The organism is Halorientalis sp. LT38 (assembly GCF_037031225.1).
In the GTDB taxonomy this organism is placed as follows: Archaea; Halobacteriota; Halobacteria; order Halobacteriales; family Haloarculaceae; genus Halorientalis; species Halorientalis halophila.
This window is the reverse complement of record NZ_JAYEZN010000001.1, coordinates 1,329,141-1,345,695: the sequence shown is the minus strand read 5'-3', so window position 1 is coordinate 1,345,695 and position 16,555 is coordinate 1,329,141. Positions and strand designations below refer to the sequence as shown.

At 67.9% G+C, this 16,555-nt stretch carries 15 protein-coding genes; 11 read left to right on the top strand and 4 right to left on the bottom strand.

From position 1 onward, the window contains the following. Positions 1-53 precede the first annotated feature (53 nt). Positions 54-461 (top strand): PPOX class F420-dependent oxidoreductase, encoded by a 408-nt coding sequence (locus tag U5918_RS06895; protein ID WP_336000445.1) that lies wholly within the window; start codon positions 54-56, stop codon positions 459-461. Positions 462-588: 127 nt separating this feature from the next. Then, entirely contained in the window at positions 589-2,112 is a 1,524-nt protein-coding gene (locus tag U5918_RS06890; RefSeq protein WP_336000444.1) for an aldehyde dehydrogenase family protein, read from the top strand. Here the strand turns inward: U5918_RS06890 and U5918_RS06885 are convergent. After that, on the bottom strand, positions 2,109-3,491 hold the full coding sequence (locus U5918_RS06885) for a methyl-accepting chemotaxis protein (protein WP_336000443.1): 1,383 nt from the start codon (positions 3,489-3,491) through the stop codon (positions 2,109-2,111). The genes U5918_RS06890 and U5918_RS06885 overlap by 4 nt on opposite strands. A 187-nt stretch (positions 3,492-3,678) precedes the next feature. On the opposite strand from U5918_RS06885, the gene U5918_RS06880 reads away from it, so the two are divergent. The 5 genes from U5918_RS06880 to U5918_RS06860 all read left to right on the top strand — a co-directional run bounded on the left by U5918_RS06880 (position 3,679) and on the right by U5918_RS06860 (position 9,312). Further along, entirely contained in the window at positions 3,679-3,981 is a 303-nt protein-coding gene (locus tag U5918_RS06880; protein ID WP_336000441.1) for a hypothetical protein, read from the top strand. Positions 3,982-4,041: 60 nt separating this feature from the next. Next, complete coding sequence (locus U5918_RS06875; protein ID WP_336000439.1) at positions 4,042-5,193, top strand: acyl-CoA dehydrogenase family protein; 1,152 nt, start codon at positions 4,042-4,044, stop codon at positions 5,191-5,193. A gap of 26 nt (positions 5,194-5,219) precedes the next feature. Next, the gene (locus tag U5918_RS06870) at positions 5,220-6,374 is read left to right on the top strand and encodes a 2-methylaconitate cis-trans isomerase PrpF family protein (RefSeq protein WP_336000437.1); all 1,155 of its coding nucleotides are present in this window, start codon (positions 5,220-5,222) and stop codon (positions 6,372-6,374) included. 138 nt (positions 6,375-6,512) lie between these two features. Further along, entirely contained in the window at positions 6,513-8,456 is a 1,944-nt protein-coding gene (locus tag U5918_RS06865) for an aconitate hydratase (RefSeq protein WP_336000435.1), read from the top strand. A 70-nt stretch (positions 8,457-8,526) separates the two neighbouring features. Then, the gene (locus U5918_RS06860) at positions 8,527-9,312 is read left to right on the top strand and encodes an enoyl-CoA hydratase/isomerase family protein (protein ID WP_336000433.1); all 786 of its coding nucleotides are present in this window, start codon (positions 8,527-8,529) and stop codon (positions 9,310-9,312) included. Here the strand turns inward: U5918_RS06860 and U5918_RS06855 are convergent. Beyond that, the gene (locus U5918_RS06855; protein ID WP_336000432.1) at positions 9,309-9,797 is read right to left on the bottom strand and encodes a VOC family protein; all 489 of its coding nucleotides are present in this window, start codon (positions 9,795-9,797) and stop codon (positions 9,309-9,311) included. The two genes, U5918_RS06860 and U5918_RS06855, sit on opposite strands and share 4 nt — an antisense overlap. Positions 9,798-9,915: 118 nt before the next feature. Here U5918_RS06855 and U5918_RS06850 point away from each other — a divergent pair, with 118 nt between their 5' ends. Further along, entirely contained in the window at positions 9,916-11,040 is a 1,125-nt protein-coding gene (locus tag U5918_RS06850) for a citrate/2-methylcitrate synthase (RefSeq protein ID WP_336000431.1), read from the top strand. 15 nt (positions 11,041-11,055) lie between these two features. Here the strand turns inward: U5918_RS06850 and U5918_RS06845 are convergent, their stop codons facing one another. After that, positions 11,056-12,072: a glycoside hydrolase family 88 protein gene (locus U5918_RS06845; RefSeq protein ID WP_336000430.1), complete on the bottom strand. Its 1,017-nt coding sequence runs from the start codon at positions 12,070-12,072 to the stop codon at positions 11,056-11,058. 105 nt (positions 12,073-12,177) lie between these two features. On the opposite strand from U5918_RS06845, the gene U5918_RS06840 reads away from it, so the two are divergent. Then, positions 12,178-12,957 (top strand): SDR family oxidoreductase, encoded by a 780-nt coding sequence (locus U5918_RS06840; RefSeq protein WP_336000429.1) that lies wholly within the window; start codon positions 12,178-12,180, stop codon positions 12,955-12,957. A gap of 18 nt (positions 12,958-12,975) precedes the next feature. On the opposite strand, the gene U5918_RS06835 is transcribed toward U5918_RS06840, so the two are convergent. Beyond that, entirely contained in the window at positions 12,976-13,797 is an 822-nt protein-coding gene (locus U5918_RS06835; protein WP_336000428.1) for an SDR family NAD(P)-dependent oxidoreductase, read from the bottom strand. A 108-nt stretch (positions 13,798-13,905) separates the two neighbouring features. On the opposite strand from U5918_RS06835, the gene U5918_RS06830 reads away from it, so the two are divergent. After that, on the top strand, positions 13,906-14,805 hold the full coding sequence (locus U5918_RS06830; protein ID WP_336000427.1) for an MBL fold metallo-hydrolase: 900 nt from the start codon (positions 13,906-13,908) through the stop codon (positions 14,803-14,805). Between the two features lie 52 nt (positions 14,806-14,857). Further along, positions 14,858-16,552 (top strand): long-chain fatty acid--CoA ligase, encoded by a 1,695-nt coding sequence (locus tag U5918_RS06825; RefSeq protein ID WP_336000426.1) that lies wholly within the window; start codon positions 14,858-14,860, stop codon positions 16,550-16,552. Positions 16,553-16,555 lie beyond the last annotated feature (3 nt).

Here is a 16,555-nt window from a genome sequence, read left to right as displayed (position 1 = left end):
CGACGTCCACGGCGAATGAAACCTTGATGGTCCCCGGAGGTGAACGGACCCTCGTGACAATCATTCCAGACGACTTCACGGACCTGTTCGAACGGCCATCGCACACCGTCATCGTGACACTGGACCCGGACGGCATGCCGCACCCGACCGTGGTCTGGGTGGATTACGACGGCGAGCACCTCCTGATCAACTCCGCGGAGGGCCGACGGAAGATCCGAAACGTCCGGAACGATCCGCGGGTCGCGCTGACGGTCATCGACCCCGAGAACCCGTACCGCTACCTCACGGTCCGGGGCGAGGTCGTCGAGATAACCGAAGAGGGCGCCGAGGAGCACATCAACGAACTCGGTCGCCGGTACATGGATCTCGACACGGACTACATGACCGAGATGCACGAGGGCGAGACCCGGATAATCGTCCGCATCGACCCCGAGGAAGCCATCCCCGTGGTCGCGGCCTGAGCCGCGACGGTGACCGATTCCGTCCGTCAGCGACCGCCGCGACGCGGTCGGGACCGATGGTCGGCAGACGTGCAGTGAGAGGCCTAGAATCACAACCGTTATTGGGTCATTCCTCTAGTGGTTGTACATGGCAGACGACATCTACCGACACTACATCGACGGCGAATGGGTCGCCGGCGACGGCGAGGAGACCTTCGAGAGCGTCAACCCCGCGACCGGCGAGGCGATCGCGACGTTCCAGAAGGGGACGCCCGGAGACGTCGACCGTGCGATCGACGCCGCCGACGACGCGTTCGAGGAGTGGCGGAGCCTCTCGTACATCGACCGCGCGGAGTACCTCTGGGAGATCTACCACGAACTTCGCGAGCGGACGGACGAACTCGGCGAGGTCGTCACCCGGGAGTGTGGCAAGGAGATCAGCGAAGGGACCGCCGACGTGGTCGAGGCGTACCACATGGTCGAGTGGGCCGCCGGTAACGCCCGTCACCCCCACGGTGACGTGGTCCCCAGCGAGATCCCGAGCAAGGACTCGTACATGCGCCGCAAGCCGCGGGGCGTCATCGGTTGCATCACGCCCTGGAACTTCCCGGTCGCCATCCCCTTCTGGCACATGGCCGTCGCGCTGGTCGAGGGCAACACCGTCGTCTGGAAGCCCGCCGAACAGACGCCGTGGTGTGGCCAGATCATCGCCGAGATGTTCGACGACGCGGGCATCCCGGACGGCGTGTTCAACATGGTTCAGGGCTTCGGCGACGCCGGCAACGCCATCACCGAGAACGACGACGTTCCGACGATCCTGTTCACCGGCAGCGCCGAAGTCGGTCACCTGATCGGCGGCAAACTCGGCGGCGAACCCGGTCGCGAGGCCTCCCTGGAGATGGGCGGGAAGAACGGCATCGTCGTCACCGACGAGGCCGACCTCGACATCGCCGTCCACTCGGCGGTCATGTCCTCGTTCAAGACGACCGGGCAGCGCTGTGTCTCCAGCGAGCGCCTGATCGTCCACACGGACGTCTACGACGAGTTCAAATCGCGGTTCGTCGAGGTAGCCGAGCAGGTCGCGGTCGGCGATCCGCTCGACGAAGGCACCTTCATGGGTCCCGCCGTCGACGAAGACCAGGTCGAGAAGTTCAACGAGTGCAACAACCTCGCCCGTGAGGAAGGGGTGAACGTCCTCGTCGATCGCAGTGAACTCGGCGACGACGAGATTCCCGAGGGCCACGACGACGGCTTCTGGATCGGCCCGTTCGTCTACGAGACCGAGTACGACCCCGACCTGCGCTGCATCAAAGAGGAAGTGTTCGGGCCGCACGTCGCGCTCATCGAGTACGACGGTGACATCGAGGACGCGGTCGAGATCCACAACGACGTCCCCTACGGACTGTCCGGGGCGATCATCAGCGAGGACTACCGCCAGATCAACTACTACCGCGACAACGCCGAGGTCGGCCTCGCCTACGGCAACCTGCCCTGCATCGGTGCCGAGGTCCAGCTTCCCTTCGGCGGCGTCAAGAAGTCCGGGAAGGGCACGCCAAGCGCCCGTGAGTCGATCGAGGCCGTCACCGAACGCACCGCCTGGACGGTGAACAACTCGAAGGACATCGAGATGGCACAGGGGCTGTCCGCGGACATCAAGACCGACGAGGACTAGAGCGCTTCGAGCTCGCCTTCGAGACGCTCGATGCTCTGGGCGATCTGATCGACCATCGCCGTCTGTTCCTCGTTGGCCGCGGCGATGTCTTCGACCGCGCCCGCAACGCCGTCTGCTTTCTCCACGACGGAATCGGTCATAGTAGCGATCTCTTCCGCGCTCTGGGCCTGGGAATCGGTCGCGTCGGCGACCCCCTCGATCCCCTCGGCGACGTCTCCGACGGCGTCGGCGATTGTCTCCTGGTTCGCCGCGAACGCACGGACCTCCTCGGCGACGTGCTCGATGCGCTCGTTAGTGGCCTCGACGTTACCGGCGGTCGTGTCGGCGTTCTCTAAGATGTCGTCGACGATAGTCTCGATCTCGTCGATGCGTTCTTTGGTCTCCTCGGCGAGCGTCTTGATCTCGTTGGCGACGACCTCGAACCCGGCACCGTCGCTGCTCCCGCGCGCGGCCTCGATGTTGGCGTTGAGTGCCAGGATGTTCGTCTGCTCGGCGATGTCGGTGATGACGTCGACGACGCGGGTGATCTCCGTGACCTGTGACTTGAGGTCCTCGGTGCTCTCGGCGACGACCTCACCCGATTCGTCGAGTTCGTCCAGGAGCGCGAGGACACGTTCGGCGGTCTCGGAGGACTCCTGGGCGAGTTCGCTTGCCTCGTCCGCTCGAGTGGACACCTCGTTCGCGCTGGAAGCGATCTCCTCGACGGTGGCGCTGAATGAGGAGACCTCGCCGTTGACCTCGGTCAACTCGTCGGACTGATCGGCGGCGAGGTCGCTGATCTCCTGGGCGTTCTCGGTGATGTCCATGGACGTTTCGCGGAGTTCCTCGACGGCGGACATCACCTCTATCGACATCTGTTCCTGGAGGTCCTCGATGGCTCGCTGTTGCTCGACGAGTTCCGTGACGCGGGTGACGAAGCCGAACCCGCCGACGACGTCGCCGTTGGGCGTCTCCAGGGGCACGCCTTCCGAACGGACGTGCCATGGCGTGCCGTCGGCGCTCGTCCCGGATCGGATGTCGTCCTCGCGGACCGTCTCGCCGGTGCGCGCGACCGTCTCGGCGACCGTCTCGCTCTCGCCGTCGGTCCCGATGACCTCGTAGGCCGTCCGTCCGATGGCCTCCTCGGGCGGCACATCGATGAGGTCGGCCATGCGTTCGTTCCAGTGCGTGATCGTCCCGTCGGGCGTCACGACCTGCGCAGGCTCCGGGAACTCCTCGACGAGCTGTTCGAACATGTGTCGCCAGCAGTCGCGCTCCCGGCGCACCGCTTCGAGCGTCTCCTGGTTCGTATCGGCGTCCGCGTCTGCGTTCGTGTCTTCGTCACCGAGGAGAAACTCGGTCTCTCCGGCAGGGTCAGCGTCGTTCCGAGAGGTCGGCATGCCTTTCACGTATTCCGACCTATCGTAAGAAAATATCGGTGAATTTAATGAACGATTGACACCGGACGCCGCCCGCTCGAACTTGGCGTCGCCCCGGTGACGGCAGGGCCGTCGGGCGACTGGCCACGGCGATGGCGAAACGCTTTAGCGGACGTGCACGCACCTCGAACGTACCGGAGTCGAGCCAATGCTCAGAGACAAGATCGAACGTGAGATCGGCGACGAGACCGTGGACGTGATTCTCTACCGGGAAAACGGTGGAACGCTCTCGGACCCGGACGAACGGTGGCGGGAGTTCTCCTCGCTCGCGGCGGTCCCCGAACGCGCGCTCGACGGCTGGGAAGAACTCATCGTCTACACGTCCCAGCACATCTACCAGTGGGTGCCGACCGGGTACGACAACGGCCCGACGTCGGTGCCGCGCTATCCCGAGACAGCCAGTAGCGACACGGCGGCCACGGAACGCGACGTCCGGCGCGGCCGGTCATGAACCGGCGTGCAGTGGCGGGAGCCGACGCCGTCGAGACGACCGCGGAGAGCGAGGAGAGTGATGACGTTCCGGCTCGCTGACCCGGTCCGCGAGTTGCGCGATCGCGCCCGCGAGTTCGCGAGCGCGGAGATCGAACCCGTCGCCCACGAGCACGATCGCGAGAGACGGTACCCGACCGCCGTCGTCGAGAAGGCGGCCGACCAGGGGTTCCTCGCCCAGCGGCTTCCGGCCGACCTCGGCGGGCCGGACCGGACGATGCTCGAGTGTGCGGTCGTCTCGGAGCAGCTGTGGCGCGGTGACCCGGGAATCGGCTTCGCGATCGACATGACGGCCTTCGCCTCGGCCTGTCACGTCCTCGCGTCCTACGCTCCGGATCGGCTGCGGGAGACGTGGGTCTCGAAGCTCCCGAGCGCGGACGCTATCACTGCCATCGCCGTCTCCGAGCCCGGCGCCGGATCCGACGTCGCTGGCATCGAAACCCGGGCCGAGCGGGACGGCGACGAGTACGTCATCGACGGCCGAAAGGCGTTCGTCGGGAACGCACAGGTCGCCGACGTGGCGTTGCTGTTCGCGAAGACCGACCCCGGGGCCGGGGCCCGCGGCATCAGCGCCTTCCTCGTCCCGACCGACGCCGATGGGATCGCGGCCACGGCGATGGCCGATACCATGGGCCTCAGGGCCTGCGACTGGGGCGACCTGGTCCTCGACGGCGTTCGCGTCCGGGCGGACGCCCTCGTCGGTACGGAAAACCGGGGTTTCTACCACTTCATGGAGGCGCTGCCCCAGGCCCGCGTCCAGGTGGCCGCCGGTGCGGTCGGGGCGGCCCAGGCCGCCGTCGACCGCGCGGTCGAGGCGGTCCGTGAACGCGAGCGGAACGGCCGGGCGGGCGAGACGCAGGCGCTACGTCACGAACTCGCCGAGATGGCGACGAGGGTCGAAGCGGCGCGCGCGATCACCTACCGCGCGGCGGCGCTGATCGACGCCGGCGACGACCGGGCCGGGCGGTCCGCGAGCACGGCGAAGCTGTTCGCCACCGAGGCGGCCTCGACGGTCGCCGACGCCGCGATCCAGGTCCACGGACGCGCCGGCACGCACGGGGGAAACCACGTCGAGCGCTACTTCAGGGACGTCCGCGCCTGTCGGATCTACGAGGGGACCAGCGAGATCCAGCGGAACATCGTCGCCGACGCCCTCCTCTCGGCACAAGACTGACGGCGACGGGCCTCACAAGGCCAGCTATGACCGGCTCGACCCAGCAGGGAACTGTCGACGGCATGCTGATCCGCGGCGGCACGAGCAAGGGCCTCTACGTCGCTCCCGAGGAACTCCCGCCGGCGGGCGATCGGCGGGACCGACTCCTCGTCGAGTTGTTCGGGACGCCGGATCCGTTGCAGATCGACGGCCTGGGCGGCGGAAATTCCCACACCAGCAAGGTGATGGTCGTCGAGGCGTCCGACCGCCCGGAGATCGACGTCGAGTACACGTTCGGCCAGATCGCAGTGGAGAATCCGACGGTCGACTGGACGGGCAACTGCGGCAACCTGACGAGCGGCGTCGGCGTGTACGCCATCCTGAACGGGCTGGTCGAGGCCGACGCCCCGGAAGCGAACCTGCGGCTCTACAACACGAACACGGACACGGTGATCGAACAGACCGTTCCGGTGGTCGACGGCGAGCCGGCGGTCCGGGGCGACTACGCCATCGACGGCGTCCCCGGCACGGGCGCCCGGATCGACTCGTACTTCAGGGACCCGAGCGGCGCGGTCACCGGTGACTTACTCCCGTCCGGGTCCCTCGTCGACGAGGTGACCGTCCAGGGCGAAACCTACGAGGTGTCGCTGGTCGACGTCGCGAACCTCAACGTGTTCCTGCGGGCGTCAGATCTCGGGCTCGACGGGACCGAACTGCCGGCGGCGATGGACGACCCCGAGCTCCTGGAGCGAATCGAACTGCTCCGCGGCGCCGCCTGCGAGCTGCTGGGGCTGGTCGAGGACCGCCGCGACGCCGTCGACGAGCGCGCGGCCATCCCCCAGATCGCGCTGGTCTCGGAGCCCCAATCGGCCGAGTGCACGACCGGCGACGCCGTCGACGCGGCCGACGTCGACGTCACGTCCCGGATCGTCACGACCCAGACGCCCCACCACTCCTACGCGATGACGGGGGCGATGTGCCTCGCCGCGGCGAGCCAGTTGCCGGGAACGATCCCGAACGAGTTCGTTCGGGACGGTGACCTGACGGACGTGACGATCGGCCATCCGAAGGGTCGGATCACGGTCGGGGTCGAGACGACCACGACGGACGGTGAACCGACCGTCGAGCACGTTCGCGTCGGTCGCACGTCCCGGTTGCTCGTCGACGGCGACATGTTCTACCGCTACGTCGACGACCTCTAGCCCGCGGTCTGAGCCGCACGACAGCGGGTCGCGGCGACCGACCCATCCCGTGTGAACGGAGTGCTCGCCGAATCGGTCCGCCTCGGCCTGCCGACGTATCCGACAACGATTATAAGCCCGGGTGTGTTTGCAGGCCTCATGGGTCAGACGCTCACGGAGCAACTCGTCTCCGAGCACCTCGTCGACGGTCGGATGGCGGCCGGCGAGGAGATCGGTATCGAAATCGACCAGGTACTCCTCCAGGACACGACCGGAACGATGGCCTGGTTGCAGTTCGAGGCACTGGGGCTCGACGCGGTCCAGACCGAGGTCGCGGCCCAGTACTGCGACCACCAGAGCTTCCAGTTCGACTTTCGCAACACCGACGACCACGCGTACCTCAAGTCGGTAACCGGGAAGTTCGGCGCGTACTTCTCGCGGCCGGGCAACGGCGTCTGCCACCAGGTCCACCACGAGCACTTCGCCAGACCCGGCGAGACGCTGTTGGGCTCCGACTCGCACACGCCGACACAGGGCGGGATCGGGATGCTCTCCATCGGCGCCGGCGGGCTCGACGTCGCGGCCGCGATGGGCGGCTCGCCGTACTACCTCGAGATGCCCGACGTCGTGAACGTACACCTCACCGGCGAACTGCCCGAGTGGGCCACCGGCAAGGACGTCGTCCTCGAACTGCTCCGGCGGCTCACCGTCAAGGGCGGGGTCGGGAAGGTGTTCGAGTACACCGGGCCCGGCGTCGAGACGCTGCCCGTCTCCGAGCGCTGTGCCATCACCAACATGGGGACGGAGCTGGGTGCGACGAGCTCCGTCTTCCCGACGGACGAGGTCACGCGCGAGTACATGGAGAAACTCGGCCGCCCGGAGGCCTTCGAGGCGGTCGCGCCGGACGAAGACGCCGAGTACGACGACCGGATCGAGATCGACCTCTCGACGATCGAGCCGCTGGTCGCCTCGCCGTCCATGCCCGACAAGGTGGTGCCAATATCCGAGCTCGCGGGCACGTCGGTCGAGCAGGTGATCGTCGGCTCGTGTACCAACGGGGCCTACGAGGACCTCAAGGCGTTCAGCGAGACCGTCGACGGGCAGCAGGTCCACGAGGACGTCCACGCGATCGTCCAGCCGGCCTCGAAGCAGGCCAGCGAACTGCTCGCGCGCGACGGGACCGTCGCCGAGATGATGGCCGCGGGCGTCAACTGGTCCGAGGCGACCTGCGGGGCCTGCTGCGGCGTCGGCCACGTCCCCGGCAGCGACTCGATCTCGGTCCGAACCTTCAACCGCAACTTCGAGGGACGGTCGGGCATCGAGGCCGACGACGTCTACCTCACCTCACCGCAGGTGGCCGCCGCGGCGGCCGTCGAAGGGGAGTTCGTCGACCCGCGAGACTACGGGGCCGAGCACGGCATCGCCGACCCGGGCTACCCCGAGCCCGACCGCTTCGACGGGAGCGACCGCGACCTCGTCGCGCCGCCGGAGACCGACGTCGAGCTCAGGAAGGGACCGAACATCGGGTCGGTCCCCGTCAACGACGAACTGGTCGACGCCATCGAGGGCGACGTCTTGCTGCGGGTCGGCGACGACGTCACGACCGACCACATCATGCCGGCCTCCAGTGACATCCTGATGTACCGCTCGAACATCGAGAAGATCTCCGAGTTCACGCTCACCAGGATCGACGAGACGTTCCCCGAGCGCGCGCTCGACGCCAACGGCGGGTTCGTCGTCGCCGGCGAGAACTACGGTCAGGGCTCCTCGCGCGAGCACGCGGCCCTCTGTCCGATGTACCTCGGCGTGGACGGCGTGCTCGCGAAGAGCTTCGCACGCATCCACAAGGCCAACCTGATCAACTTCGGGTTGCTCCCGTTGGCGTTCGAGGACCCGGACGACTACGAGGCCCTCGAGCAGGGACACAGACTCCGCCTGACCGGCCTCCGGGAGGCGGTCGCGGGCGACGAGGACGTGACTCGGCTGACCGTGATCGACGAGACCACCGGCGAGGAGATCCCGGTCACGCTCGACGCGACCGGGCGGGAACGCGAGTACCTCCTCGACGGCGGCCGGCTGGCACACGTCCGCAACTCGCAGTAACCCCTCGCCCCGCGGCGGGCGGTCCGTTCGTCCCGAACTGTTTTGCCGACTCGACCGAAACCGGGGGCGTATGACCGAATACGGTCCGTACCGGAACGTCTCGCTGTCCGTCGAGGACGGCGTCGCCGCGCTCACCCTCGAGCGTCCAGACTCGTACAACGCCCTCGATACGGCGACGATGCTGGACCTCCGGCGTGCGTTTCACGAGCTCTCGCTCGACCGGGAGATCGCCGTCGTCACCGTCGAGGGCGCGGGTGCCTCGTTTTCGGCGGGCGCCGACCTCTCGGAGTACGCCGGCCCGACGGAAGACCACGAGGGGACCCAGCGCCGCCGCCAGGAGCTGTTCCGCGACCTGTATCGGCAGGTGTTCGAGTTCCACGCGCCGGTCGTCGCGAAGATCCACGGCTACTGCGTCGGCGCGGGCCTGATCCTGGCGATGCACTGCGACATGCGGATCGCGACCGAGTCGGCCGAGTTCGCCATCCCCACCGGCGACATCGGCCAGATCCCCGGCGGTGGCTCGACGCGCCGGGCCGTCGATCTGCTGGGGGAGACCGCGGCCAGGGAACTCGTCTACACGGCCGAGTACGTGGGCGCCGAGCGGGCGCTGTCGCTGGGCCTGCTCAACGACGCGGTCCCGGCCGCGGACCTCGACGACGCCGTCGCCGATCGCGTCGACGGGATCAGGAGTTGCGGCCACGGCGCGGTGAAGGCGGCCAAGCGGTCGCTGAACGAGAGCGTCGAGGCGCCAGACCCCGAGACGGCCGCCGAGCGCGAGGCCGAGCTCTGGTGGGAGCAGTTCGCCACCGAAGAACGGGAGCGGCTCGTCGCCGCGTTCCACGAGGACCGGGACTAGCGGTCCGAGAGTCGCTCGCCCTGCGGGAAGATGGTCGCGCCGACCTCGTCGGCGGCGTACTCCTCTGCGTACCCCGCCTCGTATTCGATGAGCTGGAGGAGGATCCCGCCAGTGTCCCGCGGTGAGACGAACGCTTCCTCGTACTTGGGGCGGTGGGTCCGATCGACCAGCCCGATGCCGTTCTCCTCCAGATGTGCCTCGAAGTCGTCGATGTTGGCGACCTCGAAGGTGACGTGGTGTAGCCCCGACCCGGCGTTCTCGATGAAGTCGGTCAGGAAGGTATCCTCCTCGGTCGGGACGAGCAGTTCGATCCGGCTCTCCGGACCGATCTCGTAGTAGAGCCACCGGGCGCCGAGGAAGTCGAGTTCCTCGTCGACCAGGGTCTCAGCCCCGAGCAGTTTGAGGATCGGTTCGATCGTGTCGACGTCTTCGACGGCCAGTCCGACGTGGTCGAGCAGGATGCGCAGATCTCGCTCCTTGGACATACACCCCTGGTTCACCACGGCGGTACTTATAGTTCCCTCCGGACGGCGGCACGCTCGAACGCCGGTACGTGTCGCGATTCCCCAACTATTATTACGTGTGTGGGTGAGACTACCAACCATGTCATCCGAGCGAATCAGGCGGATCGGACTCGAGAACGTCGTCATGGCCGACACCGAGATCACCCGCATCGACGGCGCGGCGGGTCGGCTCATCTACCGCGGGTACGACATCGAAGACCTCGCGGACAACGCCTCCTACGAGGAGGTCGCGTACCTGCTGATGTTCGGTGCGCTCCCCGACGAGGCGGAACTCGCCGAGTTCACGGCCGATCTGGCGTCGCGGCGCGGTCTCCCCGGGCCGCTGGTCGCGACGATCGAGGAGCTGGCCGACCAGGCCGCCCCGATGACGATGCTGCGGCTCGGCCTCCTGTACCTCTCGGCGCTCGACGACCGGGAGGACGTGGACGACCGCGACCTCCACGTCGACCGCGGCATGGACATCCTCGCGAAGGTCCCGACCATCCTGGCGTACTTCGACCGGTTCAGGAACGGGCGTGAGCCGGTCGAACCGCGGGAGGACCTGGGCCACGCGGCGAACTTCCTGTACATGCTGAACGGGGAGGAACCCGACGAGGCGACGGCCGACTGCCTGGACACCTGCCTGATTCTGCCCGCGGACCACGGCATCAACGCCTCGACGTTCACCGCGCGCGTCGTCACGTCGACGCAGTCGGACATCTACTCGGCGATCGTCGGCGCGATCAGCGCGATCAAGGGGCCGCTGCACGGCGGCGCGAGCGGGAACGTCCTGCGCATGTTCGAGGAGATCGAGAGCCCCGAGACGGCCGGGGACTACATCGAGGACATGATCGACCGCGGCGAGCGCGTGCCCGGGTTCGGCCACCGGGTCTACGAGACGGTCGACCCGCGGGCGGTCATCCTCCGGGGCATCTCCGAACGGCTGGCGTCGAACGCCGACGACCCCGCGATCTACGAGATCGCACACATCATCGAGGTACACATGCGCAACGAGGTCGGCATCGACACGAACCTCGATTACTACTCCGCGGTCGCCTACCACTACCTCGGCATCCCGGACGACCTGTTCCCGCTGATGTTCTGTCAGGCCCGGGTCGCCGGCTGGGTGGCCCAGGCGCTGGAACAGTACGAGGACAACCGCCTCATCAGGCCGCGTGCCGAGTACGTCGGCGAGGAAGACCTCGCCTACGCCGACCGGAACTGAGCCCGGGGGGCGGACTCACCCGAGTACGTCCGCCGCCATGAGGAACCAGCCGCCACCGTAGGACGTCTCGTCCAGGGGCGCGTCGGGTCCGCCCGGCGGCACCGCGACGCGTCTGACCTCGCCCTTCTCGTTGACCAGGTCCGTACAGACCTCGAGCGCCCGCTCGGCGGCCGTCTCGTACTTCTCGGGGAGGAGTCCCATGTCGACGCCGCGCTTGAAGGTATACGCGAACTGTAACGTCGCCGAGGTCTCCAGCGGGGAGTCGGGGTAATCGAGGATGTGGTGCCAGAGGCCGCTGTCGTCCTGCAGGTCGTACAGCGCCGCGGTGTGTTCCTCGAAGACGTCGACGAGGGCGTCGTAACGGTCGTGGTCCTCGGGGAGGCGCGCGAGCGTGTCGACGGTGCCGGCACAGACCCAGCCGTTGCCCCGCGCCCAGAGCGAACTCTCCGGGAAGGTGTCGGGCGTCTCGCGCCACTCGTGGCGGAACAGGCCCGACTTGTGGTCCTGGAGGTAGTACGCCTGGTCCTCGATGTGGGCGGCCGCCTCGTCGAAGGCCGCCTCGTCGCCCGTGATCTCGGCGTAGCGGGCGAACCACGGGCAGATCATGTACACCGAGTCGACCCAGACGGCCACCGGCCCGGTCGAGTAAGCGAGACACCCCTCGGCGGTCCGCTTCGCGTCGTCGCGGAGGTGCTCGTACTGCCGGCGGGCGGCCTCGAGGTACCGGTCCTCACCGGTGCGCTCGTAGAACTCGAGGACGACGTGGCCAAGCGTCGCCGGCTCACACTGTGCGCGGTGGATGTCCTCGCCGTGGAGCCACGGCTTGGGGTCGTCGTAGTTGAACACGCCCTCGCTGGTCTGGGTCGCGACGGCGCGGTCGGCGATGCGGTGCGCTTCCTCGTCGTACTTCTCTGCACCGACCGACAGGAGGCCGTTGACCGCAGCCCCCTTCTCCCAGTCTTCGTTCTCCATGTCGCGGTCGACGACGTTGTCGGCGACGCGCGTGACTAACTCCGAGAGTTCGGTTGTCATGTGACGTTCACGCACACAGAGCGACGGAGCCGGCTTAAACGCTGGGTCCGGGGTGAGCGCTCACGGCGGGAACCGTTATTAGCCTCCCGGCGGACGAATACAGTCATGGCAGGACCACTGCTCGACGGCGAGACCGCCGTCGTCACCGGCGGTGCCAGCGGTATCGGGCGTGCGATCGCACGGACCTTCGCGGCGGAGGGCGCGGACGTCGTCGTCGCGGACGTTCGGGCCGACCCCCGGGAAGGCGACGTCCCTACCCACGAACTGATCGAGCGAGAGACCGACGCCGCGGCGACCTACGTCGACTGCGACGTGACGGATCGGGCGGACCTGGTCGCGGCCGCGGACGCGGCCGACGAGTTCGGCGGCGTCACCGTCATGGTCAACAACGCGGGCATCTTCCGCAGCGTGGACTTTCTCGACATCACGGAGTCGGAGTTCGATCGGATGTTCGCGATCAACGTCAAGGGGACGTTCTTCGGCGCGCAGGTCGCCGCCGAGCGCATGCTCGAGTCGGGCGACGACGGCGCCATCGTCAACCTCTCCAGCGTCGCCGGGTTCCGGGGCTCGGGCAGCCACGCCCACTACTGCGCGTCGAAGGGCGCGGTGCGGCTGCTCACCTACTCGCTGGCGGACGCGTTCGGCGCAGAGGGGATCCGGACCAACGCCATCCATCCCGGGGTCGTCGAGACGACCATGACGACCGACGACGTCCCCATCGTCGGCTCGGAGGACGGCGATCGCTACAAGGACCCCGTGCCGGCCGGGCGGTGGGGAAAACCGCAGGACGTGGCCGACGCCGCCCTCTACCTCGCGAGCGACATGGCCGGGTACGTCAACGGCGAGTCGCTCGTGGTCGACGGCGGGCGCATCTCCACGAACTGACGGGCGGTCCCACCCTCGTTATCGCCCCTTCGAGCCCCAGCCGAAGGCGAGCCAGCCGCCGTCGGCGTGCATGATCTCGCCGGTCATGTAGTGGTCGCCTCCCGCGAGGAAGAGCGCGCAGTTGGCCATCTCTTCCAGCGTCCCGAACCGCCCCATCGGGTTCCGGTTCTCGATGTGCTGGTCGTCGTAACCGTAGTACGGGTAGTCGGCCTCGTCGAGGGTCTCGTCGTCGTCGCCGGACTCGCGGGTCTGCTCGTCCAGTTCGGTACGGATGAACCCCGGCGCGAGGGCGTTCACCTGGACGTCGTGTTCGGCGAGGTCGACCGCCAGCACCCGGGTGAGGTTGTTGACGCCGCCCTTGGAGGCGTTGTACGGGCCCCGACCCTGGACGCCGACGCTGCCGAAGATGCTCGAGATGTTGATGATCTGGCCGCCCGTGTCCTGCTCGGCCATCTGCTTGCCGGCCGCTTGCGCACCGAAGAACACGCCCGTGAGGTTCACGTCGATGACCTCGCGCCACTCCTCTTCCGTGAGTTCGAGGATCGGCGCGATGTTCGAGATGCCCGCGTTGTTGACCATGACGTCCACGCTGCCGAACTCCTCGACGGCCGCCTCGACCAGTTTCTCGGCGTCGGCTTTCTCGGAGACGTCGGCCTCGACCGCGATGGCGGTCCCGCCGGCGTCGCGGATGTCCTCGGCGGTCGACTCGGCCCGTTCCAGGGACCGCGAGTTCGTCACCACGTTCGCGCCCGCCTCGGCGTAGGCCTCGGCGATTCCCATCCCGATACCGCTGCTCGAACCCGTTACGATCGCCGTCTCTCCGTCTAAGGATTCTGGCATACGTCCACAGTAGTGAATGGATCGAGAATAAAACTATGGGACCGGCGCGAACGGCGGGGCGGGGGACCGGCGAAAGGATTTTTACACCGATTGGAGAAGGACCTGCATATGACGACGTTCGACGTGGCCGACGACGTCTACGGTATCGAACTCGCACTGGAAGGGACGGTCGTGGCGTACCTCGTCGACGACGAGGCCCCGACGGTGATCGAGACGGGAGTCGCGGCCGCGACGGACCGACTGCTGGAGGGTATCCGCGAGGTCGGCGTCGACCCGGCGGCCATCGAACACGTCGTGCTGGGCCACGCCCACCTCGACCACTCCGGGGGCGCGCAGGCGCTGGTCGAGGCGGCCCCCGACGCGACGGTGTACCTCCACGAGTCGATGACGGAGTGGCTCACCGATCCCGACCGGTTCGACCACCTGGTCGAAAGCTCCCGCGAGGCCCTGGGCGAAGCCTTCCCCGAGGTGGGTGCGCCGGACGGCCCGCTCCCCGAGTCGCGACTCACGGCCGTCCCGGACGCGGGGACGACCGTCGAGACGGGCGACCGGACGCTCGAGATCGTCCACACGCCGGGGCACTCGCCGGACCACGTCTCCGTCTGGGACGAGGCGTCGGGCCTGCTGTTCGCCAACGAGGCGCTGGGACGGTACTACCCGGCGGCCGACACCTGGGTCCCGCCGACGACCCTCCCGGCGTTCGACTTCGAGCAGGTCGAGGCCAGCATGGCGAGGCTTCACGAGCTCGGCCCCGAGACGCTCGTCCTCTCGCACGTCGGCGTCCGCCCGGACGTGGACCGGGCGTTCGAGCGGGCGGGCGACCGGCTGGCGACGTTCCGAGAGCGGGTCCCGGAGCTGTACGCGGCGAGCGACGAGGACCTCGCGGCGACACGTCGGGCGGTCGGCGACGAACTCGTCGCCCTCGAGCCCGAGTACTCGGCGCGCGAACACGAGACCCAGTCGCGGATGGCTACGGACTGCGTCCTCAACACGCTCGGGCTGACCTGAGACGGGCGGCGACGACCCGTACTTTCTTCGTCGGGTCCTGCGATGGGGGTATATGGCCGGCACTGATCAGCGGGTCCGCTCGTTTCTCTGGCGTGCAGAGCGGCTCTACCCCGACGTCGAGATCGTCTCCCGAACCGACGACGAGACGACACGGTACGACTACGCCGAGTACGGCGACCGCGTCGCGCAGCTGGCGAACGCACTGGCGGCCGCCGGAATCGAGCCCGGCGACCGCGTCGCGTCGCTGTGCTGGAACCATCACCGTCACTTCGAGACGTACTTCGGGGTCCCGTGCATGGGCGCACAGCTCCACACCATCAACCCGAATCTCCCCGAGAGCCACGTCGAGCACATCGTCGGCGACGCCGCCGACGAGTTGCTGTTCGTCGACCCCGACGAGCGAGCGACGCTCGAAGCGCTCGCGGACAGCGAGGCCTTCGAGAGCGTCCAGCAGTACGTGGTGATGGGCGACGAGGTGCCCGAGACGTCCCTGGACCCGGTCGTCGACTACGAGTCGTTCCTCGCGGGCCACGACCCGTCCTACGTCTGGCCCGATGTCGACGAGGACCGGCCCGCGGGAATGTGTTACACCTCCGGGACGACGGGGAACCCGAAGGGCGTCGAGTACACCCAGCAGATGATCTGGTCGTACACGATGTCGACGCTCACGCCGCAGATGCTCGGCCTCACGGACGACGACGTGGTCATGCCGCTGGTCCCGATGTTCCACTCGACCGGCTGGGGGCTCTCGTGGGCGGCGACGGCCGCCGGGTCCAAACAGGTCTACCCCGGCCCGTCCCCGGACTCGGCCACTCTCGCTCACCTCATCGAGGACGAAGGCGTGACGCTGACCGCCGGCGTCCCGACCATCTGGATCGACCTGCTGGAGCACCTCGAGACGAACGACGCCGATATCTCCTCGCTGGACCGGATCGTCGCCGGTGGCGCGCCGGTCCCCGAGAGCCTCATCCGGCGTTTCGACGAGGAGTACGACGTCGAGGTGCTCCACGCGTGGGGGATGACCGAACTGACCGCAATCGGGACCGTCGCCCACCTGACGCCGGCCCTGCGCGACGCCGACGCCGAGGCCCGGTACGCCAAACGCCAGAAACAGGGCCGAATCATCCCCGGCCTGGAGTTCAGGGTCGTCGACGAGAACGGCGCGGAAGTCCCGTGGAACGACACCGCGGTCGGCGAACTCTACGTCCGCGGGCCGTCGGTGACGACGGCATACTACCGGAACCCCGAGGCCAACGAGGAGGACTTCGAAGACGACCCCGGGCGTGGCGCGACCGGGGTGTCGGAAGACGGAACGTCTTCCGGAAGGTGGCTGGGAACGGGCGACCTGGTCACGGTCGACGCCGATGGTTACATCTCGCTCGTCGACCGGGACAACGACATCATCAAGAGCGGCGGCGAGTGGATCTCCTCGGTCGAACTGGAGAACACGATGATGGGCCACGACGCCGTCAGCGAGGCGACGGTCGTCGGCGTCCCCCACGAGCGCTACCAGGAGCGACCGCTCGGGTTCGTCGTCACCGCCGAGGGCGCGGCCGTCGACCCCGAGGCGCTTCGGGCGGCGTTGCGGGATCGCATCCAGGCGGAGTACCCGAAGTGGTGGACGCCCGACGAGATCCGCCTGGTCGAGGCGATCCCCAAGACGGCGACGGGCAAGTTCGACAAGATGCGACTGCGCGAGGCCTCCGAGGCCCGGGACGTCGAGACGGACGTCGAGCGGGAGGAGTGAGCC